This window comes from Roseateles amylovorans, from assembly GCF_025398155.2.
Taxonomy (GTDB): domain Bacteria; phylum Pseudomonadota; class Gammaproteobacteria; order Burkholderiales; family Burkholderiaceae_C; genus Roseateles; species Roseateles amylovorans.
In genome coordinates this window covers 4916450-4941883 of sequence record NZ_CP104562.2, presented here as the reverse complement: position 1 = coordinate 4941883, position 25434 = coordinate 4916450, and the positions used below count along the sequence as shown (strand labels likewise).

21 protein-coding genes are annotated in these 25434 nt (G+C 68.4%); 7 read left to right on the top strand and 14 right to left on the bottom strand.

Translation table 11 applies throughout. The features are described 5' to 3' along the window. Positions 1-97: 97 nt before the first annotated feature. From N4261_RS20495 to N4261_RS20480, 4 genes are all read right to left on the bottom strand, one after another. A complete protein-coding gene (locus N4261_RS20495) occupies positions 98-313 on the bottom strand; it encodes a DUF1656 domain-containing protein (protein WP_261757110.1) in 216 nt (71 codons plus the stop codon). Beyond that, positions 310-2973 carry an FUSC family protein gene (locus N4261_RS20490; RefSeq protein ID WP_435532085.1) on the bottom strand — a complete coding sequence of 888 codons (2664 nt, stop codon included), beginning with the start codon at positions 2971-2973 and terminating at the stop codon, positions 310-312. Before N4261_RS20490 ends, N4261_RS20495 begins: the two co-directional genes overlap by 4 nt. Positions 2974-3115: 142 nt before the next feature. After that, entirely contained in the window at positions 3116-3616 is a 501-nt protein-coding gene (locus tag N4261_RS20485) for a MarR family winged helix-turn-helix transcriptional regulator (RefSeq protein WP_261757109.1), read from the bottom strand. A 192-nt stretch (positions 3617-3808) separates the two neighbouring features. After that, a complete protein-coding gene (locus N4261_RS20480) occupies positions 3809-5146 on the bottom strand; it encodes an MFS transporter (protein ID WP_435531959.1) in 1338 nt (445 codons plus the stop codon). A gap of 249 nt (positions 5147-5395) precedes the next feature. Between N4261_RS20480 and cyoA the strand changes: the two genes are divergently transcribed. The 7 genes from cyoA to N4261_RS20445 all read left to right on the top strand — a co-directional run bounded on the left by cyoA (position 5396) and on the right by N4261_RS20445 (position 12341). After that, positions 5396-6460: a ubiquinol oxidase subunit II gene (cyoA, locus tag N4261_RS20475; RefSeq protein ID WP_261757108.1), complete on the top strand. Its 1065-nt coding sequence runs from the start codon at positions 5396-5398 to the stop codon at positions 6458-6460. Positions 6461-6522: 62 nt separating this feature from the next. Continuing rightward, entirely contained in the window at positions 6523-8517 is a 1995-nt protein-coding gene (gene cyoB, locus N4261_RS20470; RefSeq protein WP_261757107.1) for a cytochrome o ubiquinol oxidase subunit I, read from the top strand. A gap of 38 nt (positions 8518-8555) precedes the next feature. Further along, positions 8556-9164 carry a cytochrome o ubiquinol oxidase subunit III gene (cyoC, locus tag N4261_RS20465; RefSeq protein ID WP_261757106.1) on the top strand — a complete coding sequence of 203 codons (609 nt, stop codon included), beginning with the start codon at positions 8556-8558 and terminating at the stop codon, positions 9162-9164. Then, positions 9161-9562 (top strand): cytochrome o ubiquinol oxidase subunit IV, encoded by a 402-nt coding sequence (gene cyoD / locus N4261_RS20460; RefSeq protein WP_261757105.1) that lies wholly within the window; start codon positions 9161-9163, stop codon positions 9560-9562. The genes cyoC and cyoD overlap by 4 nt, the downstream gene beginning before the upstream one ends. Further along, positions 9562-10419: an SURF1 family protein gene (locus tag N4261_RS20455; RefSeq protein WP_261757103.1), complete on the top strand. Its 858-nt coding sequence runs from the start codon at positions 9562-9564 to the stop codon at positions 10417-10419. The genes cyoD and N4261_RS20455 overlap by 1 nt, the downstream gene beginning before the upstream one ends. After that, complete coding sequence (locus N4261_RS20450) at positions 10400-11794, top strand: ATP-binding protein (protein WP_261757102.1); 1395 nt, start codon at positions 10400-10402, stop codon at positions 11792-11794. The genes N4261_RS20455 and N4261_RS20450 overlap by 20 nt, the downstream gene beginning before the upstream one ends. Further along, positions 11784-12341: a response regulator transcription factor gene (locus N4261_RS20445; protein ID WP_435532084.1), complete on the top strand. Its 558-nt coding sequence runs from the start codon at positions 11784-11786 to the stop codon at positions 12339-12341. The genes N4261_RS20450 and N4261_RS20445 overlap by 11 nt, the downstream gene beginning before the upstream one ends. Before the next feature lie 251 nt (positions 12342-12592). Here the strand turns inward: N4261_RS20445 and N4261_RS20440 are convergent, their stop codons facing one another. The 10 genes from N4261_RS20440 to N4261_RS20395 form a co-directional block, all read right to left on the bottom strand. After that, on the bottom strand, positions 12593-13060 hold the full coding sequence (locus N4261_RS20440) for an outer membrane lipoprotein (protein WP_261757100.1): 468 nt from the start codon (positions 13058-13060) through the stop codon (positions 12593-12595). Between the two features lie 169 nt (positions 13061-13229). Continuing rightward, positions 13230-13790: an HNH endonuclease gene (locus tag N4261_RS20435; RefSeq protein ID WP_261757099.1), complete on the bottom strand. Its 561-nt coding sequence runs from the start codon at positions 13788-13790 to the stop codon at positions 13230-13232. Positions 13791-14024: 234 nt separating this feature from the next. Then, a complete protein-coding gene (locus N4261_RS20430; RefSeq protein ID WP_261757098.1) occupies positions 14025-14900 on the bottom strand; it encodes a response regulator in 876 nt (291 codons plus the stop codon). Between the two features lie 91 nt (positions 14901-14991). Continuing rightward, positions 14992-17967: a response regulator gene (locus N4261_RS20425; protein WP_261757097.1), complete on the bottom strand. Its 2976-nt coding sequence runs from the start codon at positions 17965-17967 to the stop codon at positions 14992-14994. After that, positions 17964-19103 carry a chemotaxis-specific protein-glutamate methyltransferase CheB gene (gene cheB, locus N4261_RS20420; protein ID WP_261757096.1) on the bottom strand — a complete coding sequence of 380 codons (1140 nt, stop codon included), beginning with the start codon at positions 19101-19103 and terminating at the stop codon, positions 17964-17966. The genes N4261_RS20425 and cheB overlap by 4 nt, the downstream gene beginning before the upstream one ends. Then, positions 19100-21346: a hybrid sensor histidine kinase/response regulator gene (locus tag N4261_RS20415; RefSeq protein ID WP_261757095.1), complete on the bottom strand. Its 2247-nt coding sequence runs from the start codon at positions 21344-21346 to the stop codon at positions 19100-19102. The genes cheB and N4261_RS20415 overlap by 4 nt, the downstream gene beginning before the upstream one ends. Positions 21347-21366: 20 nt before the next feature. Continuing rightward, positions 21367-22827 (bottom strand): CHASE3 domain-containing protein, encoded by a 1461-nt coding sequence (locus tag N4261_RS20410; protein WP_261757094.1) that lies wholly within the window; start codon positions 22825-22827, stop codon positions 21367-21369. A 15-nt stretch (positions 22828-22842) separates the two neighbouring features. Next, the gene (locus N4261_RS20405; RefSeq protein WP_261757093.1) at positions 22843-23454 is read right to left on the bottom strand and encodes a chemotaxis protein CheW; all 612 of its coding nucleotides are present in this window, start codon (positions 23452-23454) and stop codon (positions 22843-22845) included. Beyond that, positions 23451-24917, bottom strand: a complete 1467-nt coding sequence (locus N4261_RS20400) for a CheR family methyltransferase (RefSeq protein WP_261757092.1) — start codon at positions 24915-24917, stop codon at positions 23451-23453. Before N4261_RS20400 ends, N4261_RS20405 begins: the two co-directional genes overlap by 4 nt. Beyond that, positions 24914-25396 carry a chemotaxis protein CheW gene (locus N4261_RS20395; protein ID WP_261757091.1) on the bottom strand — a complete coding sequence of 161 codons (483 nt, stop codon included), beginning with the start codon at positions 25394-25396 and terminating at the stop codon, positions 24914-24916. The genes N4261_RS20400 and N4261_RS20395 overlap by 4 nt, the downstream gene beginning before the upstream one ends. Positions 25397-25434: the final 38 nt, after the last annotated feature.

Genomic DNA, 25434 nt, shown 5'->3' with positions numbered 1-25434 from the left:
TGCCGGTGGGCGTCGGTCGGCGCTGTCGAAGGCGTCGGGTGATCAGAAGTGGGCGCCGTTTTGAGTCGGCTGCTGGTGCTTGGGCTCGGCATCCGCGTCAACCCGGATGCAGCACCCGCATCGACAGCGCGCTCATGCCCCACAGCAGCAGCACGTACAGCGCCAGGTCGAACAGCGCCGGATGCCAGATCCAGCGATAAGCGCCGCCCCATGCCAACACTCGACGGACCAGACCCAGCGCCAGCAGCGCAGCGCCGGCCAGGGGCATCAGCCAGGGCAGGTACAGCCCGAAGAAATCCACTGCGCCGGTCATGTCCGGGGCTCCTTGTTGGTGGGCATCGGAGACGTTGTCGATGCGGGCTCGATGCGCGACGGCGGGTGGGTGGTCACCGGCGCGGCCGTCAGGTCGGCCCGTTGGGTGAATGCGGCCGCAACGCCCGGCCCGGGTTCGATGCTGCTGTCGGCATCGGCATCGGCGTCGGCGTCGAGCTCAGCATCGACGTCCGCGTCGGCATCCATGACCGCCTCTTCCTCCGCTGCGCTGCGAGTGCCCATCTGATCGATGGCGGCATGGTCAGCGCCTGCGGTGGGACCGGCCCGGTCGGTAAGGTCTGTCTCGGCGCTAGGGTCCGCGCTCGCGATGACGGCGAGATCGGCGTCCGCCTCGACCTTGTCGGCGATGTCGACGCGCCGCTCTGTCGTGGCGTGATCGGGGGCGGGGACAGGCGCATCGCCGCCGCCAGCCGCCAATTCGAATGCGTGCGGATCCACCTCCGAAACCGAATCCGAATCCGCCGCCGAATCCGCGTCCAGCACAGACGTCGGTGCCGGTGCCGAGGGGAACAACGTGCGACGCAATCCCAGCAGCGCGCTGACGGCGGCGCTGACGCTCGCCGACATCGGCACTTCGGTTGACGCGGACGCGACCAGCCGGCCCAGCGCCGCATCCACGCGTTCAAGCAACGCGGGCGGGGCGGGATCGATCTGGCCGTCGATGCGGCTGCGCAGCCAGGCCGACAGGGTGTCGAGCACGGGCTGTACCGGGACCGACGGCAATTGGTGGCGGACGGCCTGCAGCGCAACCAGGTCGGCGCCCAGACGCAGGTCCTGCAGCGCGTCGTCAGTGGGCACGCCGGGAATGGACCCGCCGGATTGCGCCACACGTGGCGCCAGCAGCGAAATGCGATCCAGCATGCGCAGCAGGTAGGCCTGACTGCGGCCGGCGGAGCGGGGCAGGCGGGCGAGTGCTTCGAGTTCTCGCCAGGTGGTGCGCTGGATGCGACGCGCGCTCCAGTCCGCGCCCACCGAACGCATCAGCCGCGTCACCCGCGCCGCCACGAACACGCCGGCCAACTGGCCCAGCATCGAGTTCAGGAAGGAGGGCAGGTCGGCCTGCGAGGTGTCGTGCATGGCCAGCGTGCCGATCACCCCGAACAGGAACGGCAGCGCCGACCCCAGCGTCGCCGGTCGGCCCACATAGGCGCCGACGAGCAGGAACACCGGCGCGCAGACCGCCATCAGCGTCCACATGTCCTGCACCAGCGGCAACAGCACCAGCACATAGAGCGCGCCGACCGGCATCGACAGCACGGTCCATTTGAGGAAGCCGTTGATCGCCGGGACCGGGTCATCCATCGCCGCGAAGAAGCAGCAGAAGATCGCCGCCATCATCGCGGCGGCCGATCCCATGGGCCAGCCGGTCAGGATCCAGAAGGCGCAGCAAACCAGGATCGCGGTCAGCGCCGCGGCGCCGGACCACAGCGCCATGCCGGTGTCCCGGTGCAGCTTGGGGCCGCTGAGCGCGGGCGCGGGACGCGAGGGCATCGGTGCGCCGCTCAGGCCCAGGTCGATGTCGGCGCGCAGCTGCACGCAGTGCAGCCAGCCGTCCAGCAACAGGTCCAGCCGTTCCGCCAGGGCGGTGCGCAGCAGGCGCGACCAGGCCGCGCGGTTCAGATGCGAGGCCTCGGGCGCAACAGGCGGGTCGAGCGCATCGGATGCGTCGAATGCAAGGGATGGAACGGATGCATCGGATGCATCGGATGCATCGGAGGCGACGGACCTGGCGGTCGCCTCCGCGTCGCCGGTCCACCGGGCCAGGTCGGCGCGCAACGCGGGCATGGCGGCGGCGGCCTCGGCGGGCGGCAGGGCCAGCCAGGGTCCGAGCCGCGCCAGCACGGCCACCACCTCCGCCGGCAGATGGCCCTCATGCGCTTCGATGGTCTGCAGTCGATCCTCCACGCCGGCCAGCAGCGGTGTCAGGGCCGCAATGCGGTCTTGCATCGCATGCACCGCGTCGGCGGTCCAGCGCAGGTGGCTGGTGTCGAACGGAATGTGGATCGACAGCAGGCGAAGCTGGGTGATGTCACCGGCCACGCGGCGGCGGTCGGCCCCGCCGTCTCGTCGGGCGGCGATGTCGCTCAGCCAGCTGCGGGTGTCGCCCAGCGTCCGGTCCAGCAGCCCCAGCACCGACCCGGCGAGGCTGTTCGGCCACACCAGGCTGTGGACCAGGGTGGCCGAGAGAATGCCCAGGCCGATTTCCTCGACCCGTGCGATGGCGGTGTCAAAGATCTGCAGCGGCGTGTCGACCGACGGAAACCCGATCAGCGCCGCGGTGTACCCGGCCAGCATGAAGGCATAGGCCCGCGGCGTGCGGTCCAGCAAGGACAGGCTCAAGCAGCCGGCCACCCAGAGGGCCAGCGCCAGGCTGAGCAACTCCGGCGCATTCGCGAAGCGCGGCACCAGCAGCACCGCCGCCACACTGCCCACCAGCGTGCCGATGAAGCGGAACAGGCCCTTCGACCGCACCGCACCGGCGAGCGGATGAGCCACCACATAGGCCGTCATCAGCGCCCAGAACGGCCGCGGTTGACCGGCCCAACTGGCCAGAAAGACGGCCAGCATGGCCGCCGCGAACGCCTTGACCGAGAACAGCCATTCCGCACGGCTGAAGCCCGGAGTCAGGAACGCCGGCAGCGTCGGCCACGGAATGCCGGCGAGCAGCGACGGCCGACGCGAGACCGGGCCCTCGCCGGCGAGCGGCGCTGATGCGGGTGGGGACAGGGCGGGGGAGGTCATGGGTGACAGCGGGCGCGGCGGTCGATGAGCGCGGCCCGGCTCACTTGCGCCTCGGCGGCACGATGGGTTGCGGACAGCCCAGGCGCTGCTGCAGCGCGGTGAACACGCGCAGGCAGGCTTCCAGGTCCGCGTCGGCAATGCCGGCGTAGACCTCGTTGCGCAGATCGCGCAGGGTGGCCTCGATCTGCTCGCAGGCGGCGACGCCGGTGCCGGTGAGGTGCAGCGTCTTGGCGCGCCGATCGGCCGGGTCTTCGCGGCGCTCGATGAAGCCGGCCTCGACCAGTTGATCCAGCGTCCGGGTGAGGGACGGGCCCTCGATCCCCAACAGATCCGCCAGCGCGCCCGGCCGCAGCCCATCGCCTTGACGGCCGATCATCACCAGCGGCCAGGCCATGGTCTGGGACACACCCACATGCGCCACCGCCTGATTGGCCGTGGCGCGGTAGGCGCGCTCCAGGATGGGCAGGCTGGCGCCGATGCGCAGCAGCGCCGTCTCGCGGGCGGAGCGGGACATTGATCGTGGGGTGTTGTCGGAGCTCATGGCGGTAATTGTAGATAGTTAGCTTGCTATCTAATTGGTGGGGTTATTGCCCACCAATGCCGCGCGGAGAAGAAATCCGGACCAATCATGAAAAACGGCCGATCGTCGGATCGGCCGTTGAGGTGGGAGGGGCTGGATGCAGAGGGCGGGCAGCTCAGTCGCCGCCGCCGCTGCGGCCGGTCCGGGGCGGACTCAGTCGCGGTCCTTCAACTGCATGGCGCGGTTGGTGCGCAGCGCAATCAACGTGCAGGCGGCGCCGGAGAGCAGGTAGACGGTGACCGCCCAGAGTCCGAACTTGACCGACAGCCCCAGGGCCACCAATGGCGCGAAGGCCGCACCGAACAGCCAGGAGAGGTCGGCGGTCAGCGCCGCACCGGTGTAGCGAAAGTGCGGCAGGAAGTTCGAGGTGACCGCCCCGGCCGCCTGGCCGTAGGACAGCCCCAGCAGCACGAAGCCGACCAGGATGAAGATGTTTTGACCCACGCTGCCGCTGTCCAGCAGGATGGGCGTGAACAGGCTGAACACGCCGATGGCGGTGGCCAGGCTGCCCAGCGTGCTGCGGCGGCCGATGCGGTCAGCCAGCAGGCCCGAGAGCGGCATCGCACCCGCCGCGAGCAGCGCGCCGATGATCTGCACCGTCAGAAACTGGCCGATCGACTGGTCCGGATACAGCAGCACCCAGGACAGCGGGAACACCGTCACGATGTGGAACAGCGCATAGCTGGCCAGCGAGGCGAACGCGCCCAGGAAGATATTGAAGCCCTGCTTGGCAAAAAGTTCACGGGTGTCGCAGGGATCGAGTTCGTGCTCCTCGAGGTTCTTCTCATACTCGTGGGTCACCACCAGGCGCAGCCGGGCGAACAGCGCCACCACGTTCAGCGCGAAGGCGGCGAAGAACGGGAAGCGCCAGCCCCAGCTCAGGAAGTCGATCGAGTTCAGGCTGCCCCACAGATAGGCGAACAGGCTGCACGCGATCAGGAATCCGATCGGCGCGCCGAGCTGTCCGAGCATGGCGTACCAGCCGCGCTTGCCTTCCGGTGCGTTCAGCGCCAGCAGCGACGGCAGGCCGTCCCAGGAGCCGCCCAGCGCCAGGCCTTGGCCGATGCGGCACAGCGCCAGCGCGGTAATCGCCCATGTGCCCCATGAGTTGTAGCTGGGGATGACCGCGATCGTGCAGGTGGAAATGCCCAGCAGGAAGAGCGCGACCGTCAGCTTCACGCCCCGGCCGAAGCGGCGCTGCAGTTCCATCCCGACCAGGGTGCCGATCGGCCGGACCACGAAGGCCAGGGCGAGCAGCGCAAACGACCAGAGCGTGCCCTCCAGCCGCTCCAGGTGAGGGAAGAAGATGGCGGGAAAGACCAGGACCGACGCGATGCCGTAGACGAAGAAGTCAAAGTACTCCGACGCCCGACCGATCACGACGCCCACGGCGATGTCACCGGGCGCGATCGCGTCCTGCTCTGCCTGGGTGGCCATGCCTGTCCCCTTGGGAAGCGGTTGTCCGACGGTGGAAATGGTGGTGGTGTTCATGTGTCTCCTACCTGGGACAAAATGTCCACTAGTTGGTTTGAGTCGATGAGGCAAAATCTGCGCCTGACACGCAACTATCGGCAAGTGTCGTTTTCCCGTTTGTCGTTTACCCGTGGTGAACGGTTTGGGTTTCTCCCCTGGTGAACGCGCCTGACGACTGTCGCTCCCTTGCTTGTCGCACCGGTCGCTGGTTTGCCGGGCGATCTGCCTGGCAATCTTCGTGGGTCATCCGCCTGCTGGCTGTCTCTCATGTACCTCAAAGCATCACTAAAAACAAGCCTGGCCCGCCTCGGCCTGCTGTCGTTGGCCCTGCCACTGACCGCCTGTGACCTGGTGGTGATGAAACCTTCGGGTGACATCGCCAACCAACAGGCACAGCTCATCGTCGCCTCCACCTTGCTGATGTTGCTGATCATCGTCCCGGTGATCATCCTCACGCTGGTGTTTGCGTTCCGCTACCGTGCGTCCAACCCGAAAGCCACCTATTCGCCGGACTGGGATCACTCGACCCGCCTGGAGCTGATCATCTGGGGCGCGCCCTTGCTGATCATCATCGCGCTGGGTGCGATGACCTGGATCAGCACCCACAAGCTGGACCCGTACCGTCCGCTGGAACGCCTGGACGCCCAACGCCCGATCCCGGCCGGCACCCAGCCGCTGCTGGTCGAGGTGGTGGCGCTGGACTGGAAGTGGCTGTTCATCTATCCGGAGCAAGGCATTGCCACGGTCAATGAGCTGGCAGCGCCGGTGGATCGGCCGATCCACTTCAAGATCAGCTCGTCGACGGTGATGAACGCCTTCTACGTGCCCGCCATGGCCGGCATGATCTACGCGATGCCCGGCATGCAGAGCCAGCTGAATGCGGTGATCAACAAGCCGGGCGTGTATGACGGCTTCTCCGCCAACTTCAGCGGCGACGGCTTCTCGCACATGCGCTTCAAGTTCCACGGTCTGAGCAACGACGAGTTCGCCGCCTGGGTCGACCGCAACAAGGCCGACGGCGTGCAACTGACCCGCGAGGCCTATCTGGACCTGGAAAAGCCCAGCGAGCGTCAGCCGGTGCGTCGTTTCTCGACGGTGGCCCCGGGCCTGTTCGATGCGGTGGTCAACCGCTGCGTCGACGGCAGCAAGATGTGCATGGGCCAGATGATGGCCATCGATGCCCTGGGCGGCGGCGGCAAGGGCTCGATCGACGGCCTGGCCAGCAAGCCCTGGAGCAATGAACAGAAGCGGATCTTCGTGGCCGCCCTGTGCACGCCCGACAACGCGGGCCAGTACGCAGCGCAATGGGCCTCCACCCGTCCCACGAACTGATCGGCGCCCGGCCGGCCCGCTGACGCGGGCTGCCGGGAACGCAAGCTTTACCGAGATCCAAGATGATTGACGCTCAAAAGCTCATCTTCGGGCGCCTCAGCCTTGAGGCGATCCCACTTCACGAGCCGATCCTGCTCGGCACCTTCGCTGCCGTGATCCTGGGCGGCCTCTTCGTCCTCGCGATGATGACGAAGTTCCGCCTCTGGGGCCCGTTCTGGCGTGACTGGGTGACCAGCATCGACCACAAGCGCATCGGCATCATGTACATCGTGCTGGGCCTGGTGATGCTGCTTCGCGGCTTCGCCGACGCGCTGATGATGCGCGGCCAGCAGGCCATCGCCTTTGGCGACCAGCTCGGCTTCCTGCCGCCCCATCACTACGACCAGGTCTTCACCGCCCACGGCGTGATCATGATCTTCTTCGTGGCGATGCCGCTGATCACCGGCTTCATGAACTACGTGGTGCCGCTGCAGATCGGCGCGCGCGACGTGGCCTTCCCCTTCCTGAACAACTTCAGCTTCTGGATGACCACCGGCGGTGCCGTGCTGGTCATGATGTCGCTGTTCGTGGGCGAGTTCGCACGCACCGGCTGGCTGGCGTATCCGCCGCTGTCGGGCCTGCTGGCCAGTCCGGGGGTGGGTGTCGATTACTACATCTGGTCGCTGCAGGTGGCCGGTGTGGGCACGACGCTGTCGGGCATCAACCTGATCGCCACCATCATCAAGATGCGCGCGCCGGGCATGACCATGATGAAGATGCCGGTCTTCACCTGGACCTCGCTGTGCTCGAACATCCTGATCGTGGCCTCGTTCCCGATCCTGACTGCGGCGCTGGCGCTGCTGTCGCTGGACCGTTATGCGGGCACCAACTTCTTCACGACGGACCTCGGCGGCAACGCCATGATGTACGTCAACCTGATCTGGATCTGGGGTCACCCGGAGGTCTACATCCTGGTGCTGCCGGCCTTCGGCATCTTCTCTGAAGTCGTCTCGACCTTCAGCCGCAAGAAGCTGTTCGGCTATGCCTCGATGGTCTATGCGACGGTGGTCATCACCATCCTGTCCTACCTGGTCTGGCTGCACCACTTCTTCACCATGGGCTCCGGCGCCAGTGTGAATTCGTTCTTCGGCATCACGACGATGATCATCTCGATCCCGACGGGCGCGAAGATCTTCAACTGGCTGTTCACGATGTACCGCGGCCGGATCGAGTTCGAAGTGCCGATGTACTGGACGATCGGCTTCATGGTCACCTTCGTGATCGGTGGCATGACCGGTGTGCTGCTGGCGGTGCCGCCGGCGGACTTCGTGCTGCACAACTCGCTGTTCCTGATTGCCCACTTCCACAACGTGATCATCGGCGGCGTGCTGTTCGGCCTGCTGGCGGGCATCACCTTCTGGTTCCCGAAGGCCTTCGGCTACAAGCTGGATCCGTTCTGGGGCAAGTGCTCGTTCTGGTTCTGGCAGATCGGCTTCTTCGTGGCCTTCATGCCGCTGTATGTGCTGGGCCTGATGGGCGTGACCCGCCGCATGAGCCACTTCGACGATCCGTCGCTGCAGATCTGGTTCCAGATCGCCGCCCTGGGTGCGCTGCTGATCGCCGCAGGCATCGGCTGCTTCCTGATCCAACTGGTGGTGAGCTTCCTCAAGCGCGAGCAACTGCGCGACGTGACCGGCGACCCTTGGGGTGGCCGCACGCTGGAGTGGTCGACCTCGTCGCCCCCGCCGCAGTACAACTTCGCCTTCACCCCGGTGGTGCACGACCATGACGCCTGGTATGACATGAAGCAGCGGGGCCATCAGCGCCCGGTGAGCGGCTTCAAGTCGATCCACATGCCCAAGAACACGTCCGCGGGCGTGATCCTGGCGGGCCTGTCCACGCTGTTCGGCTTCGCGCTGATCTGGCACATGTGGCTGGTGGCCGGCGTGGCCTTCGCGGTGACGGTGATCGCCGCGATCGTCCACACCTTCAACTACAAGCGCGATTACTACATCCAGGCGGATGAAGTGACCCGCACGGAGGATGCCCGCACCCAGGTGCTGGCCGCCCGGGCCTGAAACCGCAGCGAGCGAAATCCAACATGCAAGCAACGACCATGACGAACAACACCGGTGCGCCGGTGTTCTACGACAACGGCGACCACCATCCGCAGCACGGCACGCTTCTCGGGTTCTGGATCTACCTGATGAGCGACTGCCTGATCTTCGCGGTGCTGTTCGCGACGTATGCGGTCCTGGGCCGCAGCTACGCGGCCGGGCCGTCGGGCGCCGATCTCTTCGACCTGCCGCTGGTGGCGATCAACACCGGCTTCCTGCTGCTCTCATCCATCACCTATGGCTTTGCCATGCTGAAGATGCTGGCCAACAAGAAGGCCGGCACGCTGGGCTGGCTGGCGGTGACCGGCCTGCTGGGCCTGTGCTTCCTGGCGGTGGAACTCTATGAGTTCGCCCACCTGATCCATGAAGGCGCCGGCCCGCAGCGCAGCGCATTCCTGTCGTCCTTCTTCACGCTGGTCGGCACCCACGGCCTGCACGTCACCTTCGGCTGCATCTGGCTGGTGACGTTGATGGTGCAGGTGAGCAAGCTGGGCCTGACCAAGGAAAACAAGCGTCGCCTGATCTGCCTGTCGATGTTCTGGCACTTCCTGGACGTGATCTGGATCGGCGTCTTCACCTTCGTTTATCTGATGGGAGTGCTGCCATGAGCGAGCACAACAACCAACACGACCAAGGCCACCATGGCCATGACGACCACCACGACGACCATGACGACGTGGGCTATCACGCCACCGTCAAGGGTTACGTGATCGGTTTCATCCTGTCGGTGGTGCTGACCGCCATCCCGTTCTGGCTGGTGATGGCCAAGATCATCCCGTCGTCGACGACCACCGGCCTCGTGCTGCTGGGCTTCGCCGCCGTGCAGATCGTGGTCCACATGGTGTACTTCCTGCACATGAACTCGAAGGTGGAAGGCGGCTGGTCGATGCTGTCGCTGATCTTCACCATCGCCGTCGTCGTCATCATGCTGGCCGGTTCGATCTGGGTGATGTATCACCTGAACGCCAACATGATGCCGGTCCACGACATGCGCAACATGCCCTGATGGCCGAGCCCGTCCGGGACCTGCCGCAGCGGCCGCGCCGCAGCACCGCCTTCTGGGCGCTGCTGTCGGGCGCGGCCCTTTTGTTTGCGGCGTTCGTGGCGCTGGGCTGCTGGCAGCTTCAGCGCCTGTCATGGAAGGAAGACCTGATCGCCCGGCTCGATCAACGTCTGGCCGCGCCCGCCGAGCTCGCACCCGAAGGCGCGAAGTGGGAGGCGATCAACAAGGCGGACGACGAATACCGCCGCCTGATCGTGCGCGGCAGCTTCGACCATTCCCGCGAGACGCTGGTGGGCGCGAGCACCGAGCTGGGCACCGGCTACTGGGTGATCACGCCGCTGCGCACCACGCACGGCAACTGGGTGCTGATCAACCGCGGCTTCGTGCCGGCGGCGTTCAAGACCCGCGCCTCGCGCAGCGCCACCGAGCAGCAAGGCGAGGTCGAGCTCCGTGGCCTGCTGCGTCTGACCGAGCCCGGCGGCAGCCTGCTGCAGCGCAACGATGCGCAGGCCGGCCGTTGGTACTCCCGCGATGTGCAGGCGATCGGTCGCGCCCAGGCGCTGGAGGGGCCGGTCGCACCGTACTTCGTGGACGAGAGCGATGACCTGGCGGCCGGCTCGTCTGCAGCGGTTGCCGCAGCCGCCTTGGGTGAGCCATCGACCGCCAAAGCGGCGAGCCCGGCGGACCGTTGGCCGCGTCCGGGGCTCACCGTCATCCGCTTCAACAACAACCATCGCTCCTATGCGCTGACCTGGTTCGCGATGGCGCTGATGACCGTGGGGATCGCGGTGATCGTGTGGCGCGAGGATCGGCGCCGTCGCGAGACCGGGGAGCCGGACCGTGCCGCTGACGCCGACTGACACCGGCACCGGCGACAGCCGCTTCGGACGGCTGGATACGGAGGCGCTGAGCGGCGGGCGACAAGCGCCGGTCAATCAGGCCGGCCGCAACAACCTGCGCCAACTGGTGCAGTTGCGCTGGCTGGCGGTGGCCGGGCAGTTGGTGACCGTGGTGTCGGTGCATTTCGCGCTGCACATCCGGCTGCCGGTGGCGGAGATGCTGACGCTGTTGTCGGTGCTGCTGCTGTTCAACATCGCCTGCTGGGCCCGCACCCGCTGGGTGCCGGGCGTCAGCGATGCGGAGCTGTTCGCCGGCCTGCTGGTCGATGTGGCGGTGCTGAGCGGTCAGCTCTTCTACAGCGGCGGCGTCACCAATCCCTTCATTTTCCTGTTCCTGCTGCAGATCGCCGTGGGGGCGGTGCTGTTGTCGGCCCGCTTTGTCTGGCCGATGGTGGGGCTGACGTCCGCCTGCTTCCTGGCCCTGACCCAATGGCATCAGCCCTTGCTGTTGCCGGACCTGGCGGGTCTGTCGCTGCCGCCGCATTACGTCGGCGGGCTGCTGATCTGCTTTGCGATCAATGCGGGCTTGCTGGTCACCTCGATCCACCGCATCAGTCGCAACCTGCGGCAACGCGATGCGCGCCTGGCTGATCTCCGACAGCGTGCCGCCGAAGAGGAACACATCGTGCGCATGGGTTTGCTGGCGTCCGGCGCGGCGCATGAGCTGGGCACGCCGCTGGCAACCTTGTCGGTGATCCTCGGCGACTGGGCGCACATGGCGCCGTTCGCGGGCGATCCCGAGCTGCGCGAAGAGATCGAGGAAATGCAGATCCAGCTGAGCCGCTGCAAGGCCATCGTCAGCGGCATCCTGATGTCGGCGGGCGAGATGCGCGGCGAGGCCCCGGAAGTCACCACGCTGCATGCCTTCCTGGACGAGCTGGTGCTGCACTGGCGCACCACGCGGCCCTGCGTGGGCCTGGACTATCGGCGCGACGCCGCACTGCCCGATCTGCGCATCGTGTCGGACGTGGGCCTCAAGCAGATGGTGGACAACATCCTCGACAACGCGCTGGAGGCTGCACCAGCGCGCACGGTCGGACTTCGGGCCTTTGCCGAAGAGGATCAACTGGTGATCTGCGTGCAGGACCATGGCCCGGGATTTCCATCGGAGATGCTGGAGCGATTCGGCAAGCCCTATCAGTCGAGCAAGGGACGACCCGGCGGCGGCCTGGGGCTGTTCCTGGCGCTGAATGTCTGCCGGTCCCTGGGCGGCGTGCTGCAGGCCCGCAACCGGCTGCCGGAGGAGGGCGGTGGGGCAGAAGTCGCGATCCGATTACCTCTGTCCGCACTGATGCCTCAGGGTCTGCCGGAGAATGCAGCCCATGATGGCCGATGACGAAGACCGACTGCTGCTGATTGTTGAGGACGACGACGCCTTCGCACGCACGCTGTCGCGCTCATTCGAACGTCGCGGCTACACGGTGCTGCGTGCGGCCAACGTGGAGCAGGTGCAGCGCCTGCTGGCGGAACGCGGGCCGGAAGATGCGCCGGAATATGCGGTGGTGGACCTGAAGCTCGCCAGCGGCGGCTCTGGATTGACCTGCGTGCAGACCCTGCACGAGCATGACGAGGCGATGGTGATCGTGGTGCTCACCGGCTACGCCAGCATTGCGACGGCGGTCGAGGCGATCAAGCTGGGTGCGCGTCACTATCTGGCCAAGCCCGCCAATACCGATGACATCGAAGCGGCCTTCGAGCGCACCCAGGGCGATGCCGATGTCGAGGTCACCGAACGGGCCACCACCTCGATCAAGACCCTGGAGTGGGAGCGCATCCATGAGACCTTGGCGGCGACCGACTTCAACATCTCCGAAACCGCGCGGCGGCTCGGCATGCATCGGCGCACCCTGGCGCGCAAGCTGGAAAAGCAGCGGGTGAAGTGACCGCTCGAGGGGGACCGGTGAATCGCTGAGGCGCTGAGACGTTGAGACGTTGAGACGGCGACTGGCCTGTCGGGCGCGATGATCGGCTCGTTAGCCGCGTCAGCCGCGTCAGCCGCGTCAGCCGCGTCAGCTGGATTCGTCAGCCAGAGTGGCCAGCCAATGCCAAGCCGTCGACGCTGACTGACCGCCCGAGATCGACACGGCGTCGAACGGCGGGCGGCAGCGGGTACTGGACCGGCGGCGCTGGCGCCTTACTGGGTCCGTGTCGCGGCAGGCGCGCGCATCACGCGGGTCTTGCCGCCGGTATTGACGATGATGACCGGCTCGCCGGGTTGCAGGGTCTCATTGCCCTTGGCCTGAACGATGGCGCGACGCTCGCCGTTGCGCATCTGCAGAAGAATTTCGACGGCGTCCTCGCGGGTCACGCCGCGTTCGGTTGCATTGCCGATCGCCGCACCGGCCACTGCGCCGAGCACGCCCACGATCAAGCCCTCACGGCTGCCACCGACGGTGGATCCCGCCACGCCGCCGACGACCGCACCGGTCAAGGCGCCGGCGCCGCTTTGCGAGCCATCCACGGTCACGTTGCGCACCGACAGCACGGTGGCGTCCTGCACGGTGGACAGCCGTTGCGCGTCACCGCGCTGGATCACGTCCGGGTTGCTGGTGGAACAGGCGGCCAGGGTGGCCACCAGCGAGGCAATCAGCAGCTTCTTCATGTCTTGACTCCACATACGTCTGAACCCAACGCCGGCCGCCCGGGCCCAGTTGACGTGGCAACAAGACTTTACGAGCCGCGCGTTCGCCGGATCGGCGACGCCTGAAGGCCGGCAAGGGCCGATGAACAGCCACTGTACTCCAGGCTGTTCACCCCTGTCGGCGGGTGCGTCAAGTGGGGTAGAGGCGTGAGGAGCGGGGCACGCAGGCGAGCAGGAACTCCATCTGGTCGGCCAGGATGCGCCGGCCGCGCAGGATCATGTCCTCATGCAGGCTGGGCACATAGGGCAGGTAGAGCAGCGTCATGTGCGCTTCTTCCGGCGTGCGATTGCCCTTGCGACCGTTGCAGCCGCGGCAGGCGGTGATGCAGTTCATCCAGGTGTCGCGGCCTTGCCGGGAGACCGGCTGAATGTGCTCCCGCGTCAGCAGGTCCGCATGGAAGGCGTGGCCGCAGTAGGCGCAGACATGGCGATCCCGCGCAAACAGCTTCGGATTCGACAGCGCCGGCGATTGCCGCCAGGCCCGTGTCGGCACGCTGCCGCGCACCGCAATGATCGGGTGCAGTTCGATGCGCGACTGCAATCCGGTGATGCGCTGGGTGCCGCCACGCAGCACGTGGCACGGCTCCCCCAGCGTCCAGGCCACGGCATCGCTCGCATAGAGCACTGCCGCTTCCTTGGTCGAGATCCAGGATTGCGGCCGGCCCGAGATATCCAGTTGAAGAACATCCACGGTCGTTGACCTCCGTCGTCGAGCGTAATCCACTCGGGAGGGGCAACTCAAGTGCCTGCAACCCCAGGTTGTGGCCCCGACGACGAAAATGACCGGCGATCGGCGCAAATTCGCCGCGCATCGCTGAAATTGGAGGCGAAAAACCGCGACGGCCCCTCTTTCGGCCTGCTTCCGATGTCACACCAGGGTCATCCCTGGCGCACAGCCCCGAGCGTCAACCGGGCGATCGCGCGCTCAGCGGGGCGTCAGCCCCATGGCGCGCGTCTGTGCCAAGGTCAGCAACCCGCCTGCGGACAGGGCTTCCGCCGGCATCGCGGCATGGCCCAGGCGCAGCGCCGCGTCGGCCATGGGCTGGGCCAGCCGGTGAATCAGCGGCGGTTCGGTGTCGGGTTCGCCGAGCACGATGGCCAGACGGCCAGCCGGCGGCTCGTCGAGCCACCCGATCACGTCGCCGAGGTCCAGCGCGTCGGCCAGCGAGGCGGCCACCTCCGCCAGCGTGGCCGAATCGCCCAACACCACGTGGACTGCGAGTTCACCGCCGTCACGCATCGCCAGGCGAGCGGTCTGGTCCAGCCGGTCGAGCAAGGCCGCAGCGCGCAGCGGCGCCAGCGGCGCCCGCGCGCGTTCGGCCCCGAACAAATGCAGCCACAGCGCCTCGAGTTCCTCGGCCTTGTCGAAGAAGCCGTCGGCACCGGCGGACAGGCAGGCGGCACGGTAGGTGTCGGGCGTCTGATGCGACAACACATGCACCTGGCCGCGATAACCGCGCTTGCGCAGGGCTTTCAGCACGGTGATGCCGGAGCCGCCCTGAGCCAGTGAGAGATCCAGCAGCACCGCATCCGGCGCGGTGTGGTCGACCAGCGCCAGGGCCATCGCCTCGTCGCTGGCCTCGCCCACGATGCGCAGCGTCGCGCGGCTCTCCAGCCATGGGATGAGCTGGCGACGGATGGTCAGCGAATCTTCCACCAGGACCACCCGCAGCGGGCGGCCGGTGGCGGTCGATCCTGGCTGGCCTGGCGTCGCTTGCGAATCGTGCGAATCGTGCGGATCTTGCGAATCGTGCGTGTCTTGCTGGGCCTGCAGGCCGTGTGGTCCGGGCGTCTCGTTCATTCCGTCATCCTGCGCTGTGTCCCTGAGGCTCGGTGTCCCCAATGTGGCCGCTGTTGGCGGCTTGAGCGGCCCTGCGGCCGGGGGGGGCGGCTCATTCGTCGAGCGGATCCAGATCGCCCCAACTGGTGCGGCTGATGGCGCGTTTGACCTCATCCATGAAGTGGCCCTGAGGGCCGTTGACCTGGCGGGATCCGTCGGGCAGCGGCGCGGGGCTGGTGACCGTGGCCACCGGCCGGGCGCGCTGCACATGCCGGTTGAGCAGTTCGCGGTCGCGGGCGGTGAGCTGCGAGGCGGCCACGACGATCACCGGAATCGCCGCGGTCAACGGGTCGCGCTGCAGCGCCTCGACCACGCCGATGCCGTCCACCTCCGCCATCAGCAGGTCCAGCACGATCAGGTCGGGCACATGCCGGCGGGCCTGGTCGATGCCATCCTTGCCGCCGGTGGCCCGCAGCACCGAGAAGCCCGGTTGCGACAGGTAGGTGCTGAGCGACTGCAGGTCGCCCGGCGCCTCGCTGATGGCCAGCACCAGGAAGTTGCGGGTGTCGGTCGGATTGAAGCCCAGCACCTCCAGCTCCTTGGCCAGGGCAGCGCGGCTGATCGGCTTGTGCAGCACCGCCGAGGCGCCGAGCGACAGCGCCACTTCCTGCCCCGCGTCCACCGACACCACCACCACCGGAATGTGCGCCCAGCCGTTGAGGTTCTTCAGCCGCGAGAGCAGCTCCCACCCGTCCAGACCGGGCAGCTGGACCTCCAGCGTGATGAGGTCCGGGCGCAGATGCTCCGACAACGCCAGCGCCTCTTCTGCCGAAGTCACATGCCGCACCCGGAAGCCGGCGCCGTTGAGCTGGGTCTGCATCAGCGTGGCGGCCTGCAGGTTGTGCTCGATGACCAGGGCCAACGGCCGCGCGGCCGGGTCGTCCGGCAGCACCACATCCGGCATGACCGGCTCACGCCAGGGCAGCCAGCAGGTGAAGCAGCTGCCGCGGTCGGGCTCGCTGGTCACCGCCACCGCACCGCCATGCAACTGCACCAGCCGCGACACCGTGGCCAGGCCCAGGCCGGTGCCCTCGACCTTGTGGGTCAGGATGTTCTTGATCTGGTTGAACGGCTGGAAGAGCCGCTCCAGGCTGTCGGCCGGGATGCCGATGCCGCTGTCGGTGATGCTGATCTGCACGAACTCCTGGAAGTCGTTCTCCGGCAGCTCCGAGCGGCGGCCCGTCGGGAAGCCGGGCAGGGCGGTGCTGGCACGCGCCCGGGTCACCCGTTCCGCCTCCAGCCGGATCAGGCCGCCCTTGGGGGTGAACTTCGCTGCGTTGGACAGCAGGTTGTAGATGATCTGCCGCAGGCGGCGCCGGTCCACGCACAGCCGCTGACCGCTGCCCACGCCGAACAGCTTGACCTGGATGTTGGCCAACCGCGTGCGCTCCTGGACGATGGCCAGCGCGTCACGCAGCAGGTCGTCCAGGTCGACCGCCTCGAAGTCCAGATCCACCCGGCCGGCCTCGATCTTGGCCATGTCCAGCAGGTCGTTGACCAGCGACAGCAGATGCTGCCCGGCGTTGTGGATGTGGTTGCAGAACTCCGCCTGGCGCGGACTGACCGGCCCTGCCGCACCGTCGCGCATCAGCTGCGCGAAGCCGATGACCGCATTGAGCGGCGTGCGCAGCTCATGGGACATGGTCGACAGGAAGGCCGTCTTGGCGCTGCTGGCGCGGCTGAGCTCGGCGTTCAGCTGCTCCAGCGCCTCGTTGCGCTGCTGCAGGGCCGCCAGCAGCTCGGCACGGCTGTCGGCCAGGGTGCGGGCGGCGCGGGCCTGCGCCGCTTCCATCGCGCTGTGATGCAGCTCGGCATGGACACGGCGAGCCTCGTCTTCAAACTGCTTGCGACGAAGCTGGGCGCGCAGCCGGGCCTTGAGCAGCTCCACCTCGCCGCCGGCCTTGACGACATAGTCGTCTGCACCCGCTTCCAGGCCCGCGAGCATGGCGTCGCGGCCATCCAGCGCGGTCAGCAGCACCACCGGGATGTCGCGCATCGCCGGGGCCGCCTTGATGCGGCGGCAGGTCTCCAGACCGCCGAGGCCCGGCATCTGCACATCCATCAGCACCGCATCCACCGCCTGCACGCTGAGCAGCTCCAGGGCCTGCTCGCCGCTGCGGGCGGGCACCACATCGAAGCCGTCGTCGCGCAGGGCGGCGCCGAGCTCGGCCAGGATGTTGGGGCTGTCGTCGACCAGCAGCACCCGTTTCGGACCGAGCAGGCTGGCGCCCTGTTCCGGCAGGCTGGCGGTGGCGCTGCGCAGCATGGCGGCGACGCGGGCAAGGATCATGTCGACATCGTCCTGCTTGCGGGCAAAGGCATCGGCGCCGGCTTCCAGCGCACGCAGCTCGGCATCGGCACCTTCGTCGGCGGTGAGCAGCAGGCATGGGGTGTGGCGCAGGGCCGGGTCGAGCCGGAGCCGACGGATCACGGCGGCACCGTCCAGGCCGGGCATGTGCTGATCCACGATCATGGCGTTGGGGCGCAGGGCGGCGGCCTGACGCAAGCCGTCTTCGCCATGGGCCGCGAGATGGATGCGGTAGCCCACCGGTTCCAGGGCCTCGCGCAGGGCGTGGCGAAAGGTCTCGCTGTCGTCGATCAGCAGCACCGAGGGCCCCTGCGTCGTCGTCATGTCCTGGCGTTGGGACTGGCGCTGGCGCAGCAGCTCCCGGGCGCGATCCACCACATAGCTGCGGTCATAGGGCTTGCCCACAAACTCGTCGGCGCCATGCGCCAGGCCGCGCATCCGGTCGCCCGCCTGGGCGGCGTTGGACAGGATCAGCACCACGGTCTCGGTGCCCTGCGGCGCGCCGCGAAGTTCCTGCAGCCAGTGGCCGCCGTCGCCGTCGGGCAACTGGGTGTCCAGCAGCACCAGCGCCGGCGTGTCGTGGGCCAGCGCCACGCGAGCCTGCGCCAGCGTGGCGCATTCGACGCAGGCAAAGCCGGCATCCTCCAGCGCCTCGCGCAGGTCCATGCGCACCGTGAGGCTGTCCTCGACGATGAATGCGATCTCGTTGTTGTGATTCATTTGGTGTGTCCCCCCCAGGACATTCCGCTCAACGCCACCAGCGTCGGTCCGATCTCGTTCAACGGCAGGATGCGCTCGGCAGCACCCAACTGGGCGGCTTCGCGCGGCATGCCATACACCATCGAGCTGGCCTCATCCTGGGCCAGCGTCGCACCGCCTGCGCGGCGAATTTCCAGCAGACCCTGCGCGCCGTCGCGCCCCATCCCGGTCAACAGCGCCGCGACGACGCCGCTGCCGAGTTCGGCGGCCAGCGATTCGAACAGCACATCCACCGACGGTCGGCAGGAATGCCGCGGCGGGACATGGCTGAGCTGCAGCAGGCCCTGGTTCACGATCAGGTGCGAATCCGGCGGTGCCAGGATGACCTGCCCCACGGTCTCGCGCAGCGCCTCCCCGCCGCGTGCGTAGCGAACGTTGTGATGGGTCTGGCCGTCGAGCCACTCCGCAAAGCCGCGGCTGAAGACCGCATTGATGTGCATGACGATCAGCACCGGCAGCGGGGCGGGCACCGGCAGGGCCTGCAGGATCTGCATCAGCGCGCCGGGCCCGCCGGTGGAGGCGCCCAGCGCCAGCACCGCACGGCGGCTCTGCGCAGGCCCCGGCACCGAGGGCGGCCGCTGCAGCCGGGCCCGGACATGGGTGATGACCCGGATGCGGGCGACCAGGCGCAGCAAGGTCACATAGCGCCGTTCCCATTCGCCTTCGGGCTGCCGGCCGTTGGGCTTTTCCAGCACTTCGACCGCGCCGGCGGCCAGCGCTTCGTAGGTCCGCAGCAGTTCGCCGCGATTGGTGGAGCTGGAGACGATCAGGATCGGCGTCGGGCAGTGGGCCATGATGGCCTCGGTGGCGGCCTGGCCATCCATGCCGGGCAACATCATGTCCATCGAGATCACATCGGGACGCAGCCGCTGGCACAGCGTGACCGCCTGGCTGCCGTCGTGGGCTTCACCGACGATCTCGATGTCGCGATGGCCCTGAAGGACGTCGCGGATATGGGCCAGCACGGTGGGCGAATCTTCCACCAGCAGCACCCGCAGCGGCTTGGTGCCGCTGGTGCCGCCCGAGGCGCCCGAGCCGCCCGCGCCGTCCGTGGGGAAGCTGCCCGAGAGGCCGCCACCGCGGCTGTTGGCGCTCATGTCGACGCTCCCGCTGCGGCGCTGGCCCGCGGGGCCGACAGCAGGTCGGCCTGCATCGACCGCGCCACCAGTCGCGCCACCTGCGCCAGGAACTCGCTCTGGGCGAATTCGCTCTTGACGATGTAGCCGTCCGCGCCGGCGGATTCACCGCGTGCAAAGTCCTCCGGTGCATTGCGGGAGCTGACCAGCACCGCCGGGATGTCGCGCAGCGCGGCGTCGCCGCGAATGCGTTCGATGAACTCGAAACCGTTCATGCCGGGCATCTCCACATCGACGAGGATCAACGCATACCGCGCCCGGCGGGCGGCCTCGAGGCCATCCTCGGCCGAGGCCGCCATGTGCACCCGGTAGCCGGCGGCTTCGAGGATGCTTTGCTCCAGCATCCGGGTGGTGAGTGAATCATCGATGACCAGGATGGTGGCGGTGCGCGGCGGCGCTGCGGCGGGACGCGGTCGCGCCTGGCGCGCCGCGGCGATGAGGCCGTCCGGCGAGAGCACCGGCAACGGCTGTTGGTCGGCGTCCAGCGTCAGTCCGGTGACCAGCGGGCTGTCCGGCAGCAAGGCGGGCGGCGGACGCAGCACCACGCTGGCGACCCCGTCCAAGGCATCCACGCCCAGCGCGGCGCGCTGCGAGCCGCAACGCAGCACCAGGGCCGAACGGGGTTCCTGATGCCGTCGCGTCGACATCGCCGGCGCACCGGTGAACAACAGGTCGGCCAAGTCCACATGCGGCAACAGTTCATCGCCGACGGCCAGATGCTGGCCGTTCAAGGCGGGCCGTTGCAGCACCTGCTCGACCGCCTCCAGCGGGATCCAGGCCCAGCGGCCGCCCGCCTGCACCAGGATGGCCTTCACCGCAGCGAGCTGCAGGGGCAGCAGCAGCTCCACCGTCGTGCCCTGGCCGGGTCGACTGCGCAAGGACAGCCGCCCGCCCAGCCGGTCCGCGGTGTCTCGGACCAGGTCCATGCCCACGCCGCGGCCGGCCAGCGCATCGACCTGCCGGGCGGTGCTGAGGCCGCCGCGCAGCAGCAGTTCGGTGAGCGCGGCGTCGTCCATCTGTTCCGCACCGGGGATGCCGCGGCGGCCCGCGCTGTGGCGGATGGCGGCGAAGTCCAGCCCGGCGCCGTCGTCGGTGCAACTGAACAGCACCTGCCGACCGCGTCGGTCAATGGCCAGCTCGATCAGGCCGTGGGCGGGTTTGCCGGCGGCGAGCCGCCGCTCCGGCGTCTCGATGCCGTGGGCGATCGCGTTGCGGATGGCCTGCACCAGCGCGCCCAGCACCGCGTTCAGCAAGGCCCCTTCGAGCTTGACCTGTCCGCCCTGTGCCTTGAACTGCAATTGCTTGCCTTGCGAGCGGGCGGCGTCCCGGGCTGCGCGTTGCAGCGGGCCGAACAGATGCGAGGCCGGCAACAGCCGCAGTTGTTCCGCACTGTCGCGCAGTTGCACGATGCCGTGACCCAACTGCCGCGTGCCGCGCTCGATCTGGTCCTCGATCCGTGCGAGCCGACTGGCGAGATCCTCCGGCGAGAGCGGCAGGCTGCCGCGCAGCGTGCGCAGCAGCCCGGTGGCGCGTTGCAGGCCCGCGAGGTGGGCTTGGGTCTGCGCGATGGCGGCGCTCACCGCATCGACTTCCTCCGGCACGAGCTGAGGAATTTCCAGATAGGGCGTGGACAGCGGCGCCATGGCGTCGTCTGTGGCGGTGGAGGGCGACGCCGTCGGGCCCGGTGGCACGGTCCCGCCGGGCGGTGGCGAGCCGACCGACGGCGTCGAGGGATCGGTCGACAGCGACGTTGATGGATCGGCCGTCCTCGATGGACTGGCAGCCATGCCGCGCGTCGGCACTGCCGGACCTCCGGCGCCCGTCGAGCGCGCAGTCACCAGGTCGGCGCCTGCCGCGGTCGAGGGGGACGATGTTCCCGCGACTGCGCCCGCGACGGGATCCAGCGAGGCGACGGCCTGTGTCGCCGCATCGATCAAGGCCAGCAGCGCATCCAGCTCATCGCGGGTGGGGGCTTGTGCGCTGTCCCGCAGGGGGGTGAGCAGATCCTCGATGGCATGGGCCTGCGCCGCGATCGCGGGCTGGCGCACCACGCTCGCCGCGCCCTTGAGCGTATGAGCCAACCGCAGCAGCCGGGCCGGCAGCTCCGGTGCCAGGACCTGGTCGGCCGCCAGCACCGCGTCGCTCATCTGGCGCAGCAGGTCCCGCGCCTCGACGCGGAAGTAGCGGTAGGGGTCCTTGGCCACGGGGTGTCGTCGGGTCGGGGTCAGGCGCGCTGGGCCTGGACCAGGCGCAGCAGGTCGCGCGAGGTTTCGGCCAGCTCGGTGGCGGTCTGCGAGGTCTGGCCGGAGCTGGCCTCGGTCTCGCGGGACGCCTGGGCGGAGTTGGACAGCGCGATGTTGAGCTGTTCCACCGCCGTGGCCTGCTGCTTGGTGGACAGCTCGATCTCGCGGGCCGCATCGGTGGTGGTGACGGCCTGGCCGGCGATGCGGCCGAAGGTGGCGGTGACGTCGTCGAACTGGCGCGCACCGGCATCGACCGCCTTGGACCCGGCTTCGGTCGCCAGGACGGTGGTGTTGACCGCGCCGCGCACATCATCGATCTGCATCCGGATCTCCTTGGTGGACGCGGTCATGCGGTCGGCCAGCTTGCGGATCTCGTCGGCCACCACGCCAAAGCGACGTCCGGCGTCCCCGGCCACCGTCGCCTCGATGGTGGCGTTGATCGCCAGGATGTTGGTCTGCTCCGCGAGTTCGCTCACCAGGTCCAGCACCACGCCGATCTGCTGTGACTTGCGCCCCAGGTCCAGCATGTGGTCGACCACCAGGTCGATCTGCCGCCGCATCGCCGCGATGGTCTCGCGGGCGGCTTGCAGCGTGCCGTCGCCCGCGCGGGCGAAGCCGGCGGTCTGCTCCGCCACGCTGACCACCCGCTGGGCGCTGTCGGCGATCTGGCGCGAGGTGGCCAGCAGCTCCGAAATGGTGGTGGCGATCTCGGTCATCGAGGTGGCGGTTTCGCGGGCGCCGGCGGCCTGCTGGTTGGCCGCTGCCTGCAATTCGGCGGAGGACCGCTGCACATGCCGCACCGCCGCACCGATCTGGCCGGACAACGCCCGGTTGAGGACGAAGCCCGCCAGCAGCACCAGCAAGAGCCCCGCCAAGGTGCCCCAGCCAATGGCCGAGCGCACCTCGTGCGCAGCCGCCTCCACCTCCTTGGCGCGCAGCTTGAGCGTCTCTTCCTCTGCATCCTCCATCTGGCCGATGACGACCCGCAGCTCGTCCATCCGCCGTTTGCCGTCGCCCATGCGGACCAGGCGCATCGCGGCGTCCTCGCCGGCGGCCTTGCGGGTGTCGATGCGCTCCTTGTGCAACTGCAGCAGGTTGTCCATCATGATCGCCGCCTGGTTCAACCGGCTCTGCTGGCTCGGGTTGTCGCGGATGAGGGCGCGCAGTTGAACGATCATGCGCGGCACCTCGGTCACCGCGCTGCGGTAGGGCTCGAGGTAGCTGTCGTCGCCGGTCAGCAGGAAGCCGCGCTGGCCGGTCTCGGCGTCCTTCATCGCGCTGAGCAGGCCGTCGATGGTGGCGAGTGCCTGGTGGGTGTGGGTCACCTCATAGCTGGTGCGGGTGAGGAATTCGACGCCGCGGTAGGACAGCCCGCCGATCAGCAACAGCAGGAGGAACGACAGGGCGAAACCGACGGTCAACTTTCTGCCGAATGTCCACATGTGACGTCTCCCTGCTCAAGGATGGGGTGGGGCTGAGCCGCCGGCGGTATCGGCAACCGCGGCAACCGCGGCAGCCCCGGCGGCACTGGCGATGCGGGCGACCAGCCCGGTCAGTTCGATCAAGGGCCGCAAGTGGCCACCGCAGCGCACCGCCAGGCCGGTGCCGGCGGCGTCCGTCTGCTGCAGACGGTCCTGGCGCGTCAGACGCCATTGGCCGTCGAACCCTTCGAAGGCGATGGCCAGCGCCGCCGCCCGCGTCACCGCCCACCAGCGCATGGCTGGGGCGGCGCCCAGGCCGATCAGGGCCTGAAGGTCGTACAGCGGCAACACCTGGCCCTGATGGCCGATCAGCCCGAGCAGACCGGGGGCAGAAGCGGGGTACGGGGCGGGCGTCATGGCGGGCATCAGGCCGGCCAGATCGGCCAGGTTCACGGCGAACGGCGCACCGGCAATCCGGATGCCCAGCACATCCATGGTGTCGCCGTCCTCGCCGGTCTGGCGAGGTTCGGCAAAGGACCGATCGAAGGCCTCCCGCCACTGATGCAGCTGTTGCCGCACGTCGCCGCCGACCGGAGAGCCGGGTGAGGGGGCCGCACCGGAAGGGGCATCCTGGGTCGACAGGCTCATGTCTGGGCTCCTCCGATTTCGGCGCGGCACAGCTGCCGCAGAGCATCCCGTTCGAATCCGCCACCGAACCGGCGCAGGCGCTCCGTCGATTCGCGCGCCAGCAGGTCGTGGGCGTGATGCAATTCGCGTCGTGCGGCGACCACTTCACCGCGGCGTCGTGCCAGCAGGCCCAGCCTCAGATGCGGCATGGCGAAGGCCGCGTCCTTGGCCGCGGCGCGCTGGTGATGCCACTCGGCGGCGGACAGCTCACCGCGTTCTTCCATCGCCAGGGCCTGGATGAAATACACCTCGGCTTGCAGCTCGGCCGGCGCCGGTCCGCCCATCAACTCGGCGCAGGCTCGCAGCCCATCGTTGATCTGGCCGGTCTCGACCAGCAGCAAGGCCTCATCCAGCAGGCCGGTGCGCGCGGCAGGGATCGATGCACGGTCTTCCTCCAGCGCGCCGGGGGCGGACATCGGCCACGCGTCGGCCCATGGGGCAGGGCCGCTGATCGTGGCCTGCGCAGGCGAGGCGCTCTTGGCCCCGGCAGCGTGAGCTGGAACGGCCGCCGATGAAGCGGGCGGGACGCTGAGGCACGGCGATGGGGCTGGCGAGAACGGCCAGAGCGTGTCGCCCGTCTCCGTCTCCCTCGTCGAGCGTGATTGATAAAAGAAGCATCCCTGCGCCTGGCGGAGCGCCAGGTCATCGGTCAGCCCCCGCAGGGTCTCGGCATGACCGAGGAACAGGGCGCCGCCGGGCGCCAGCGCCGTGGTGAGATGCCGGACGGCCGACTGCAGCGAGGCACCGTCCAGGTACATCAGCATGTTGCGGCAGAAGATGACATCGAAGCTGCCGGGCGCCCAGAACTGCGCATCGGGTTGCGCGATCTGACGTTGCTCGAAGCGCACGCGCTGGCGCAGCGAGGGCAGCGGGGTCCAGGTCGTGTCCTCATGGCGAAACCAGAGATCGCGCCAGCTGGGCGGTGTCGCACGCAGGCTCCATTCGCCATAGCGCGCTGCGCCGGCCTTGGTGATGGCCTCGGGATTGAGGTCAAAGGCAGTCACTTCCCAGTCGATGCCGGCGGTGGTGAGTCCGGCCCGGTGCAGGGTGATCGCCAGGGTATAGGCCTCCTCGCCGGTCGCGCATCCGGCGGACAGCGCGCGCAATCGCCGCAGGGGCGGATGGGGGCGGCGCATCCAGGCCGGCAGCAGGGCCAGCCGCAAGGCATCGAACTGCTCGGCGTGGCGAAAGAAGAAGGTTTCGCCGACGGTGAGTTCGGCCGCCAATCGGTCGGTGTCGGCGGGACGCGGATGTTGCTCCAGCCGCGAGAGATACGACGCGATCTCGGTCTCGCCCGCCAGTTTCACCAATCGATCGGCCAGCCAACGTTCTTGGCGAGGATCGAACTGCAGGCCGAGTCGCGCCGCGAGCAACGCCCTCCAGCGCGTCATCAGCAACGGGTCCACGGCCTGTGGTGGGGTCATGCAGCGCTCTCCCCCGGCCGAGGGGCCTGGGCATCGGGCAGGGTGGACAGCCAGTCGTCCGGCAGCAGCCGGGCGGTGTCGAGCAGCGCGATCAGGTCCTCATCCCGGGCGGCCAGGGCGGCCACTGCCGCATGGCCGGGGTCCCGAAGCAGGGGCGGCAGGGCATCCATCGCCTCGAGCGACAGGCGATGCAGGCCCATCACCTCGTCCACCGCCACCGCCACTTGACGGTCGCAGACGCGCAGCACGACATAGCGACGGACCGCGCCGCCGTTCAACCCCAGCAGGCCGGCGAGGTCGACCACCGGCACCCAGCGGCCGCGGATCCGGGCCAGCCCCAGCACATGGGCGACCGGCGCCGCCAGCGGCCGGACCGGCTGAGGGCGCAGGATTTCCTCGACGGTGTCGAGCGGCAGTCCGCACAGGCGCGCTTGCACCCGGCAGAGGAGAAAGGTGGCTTCAGCGCGAGTTCCGAGCACAGCACCTCCGTCGCCTCGGTGATGACAGGGGGCGACGA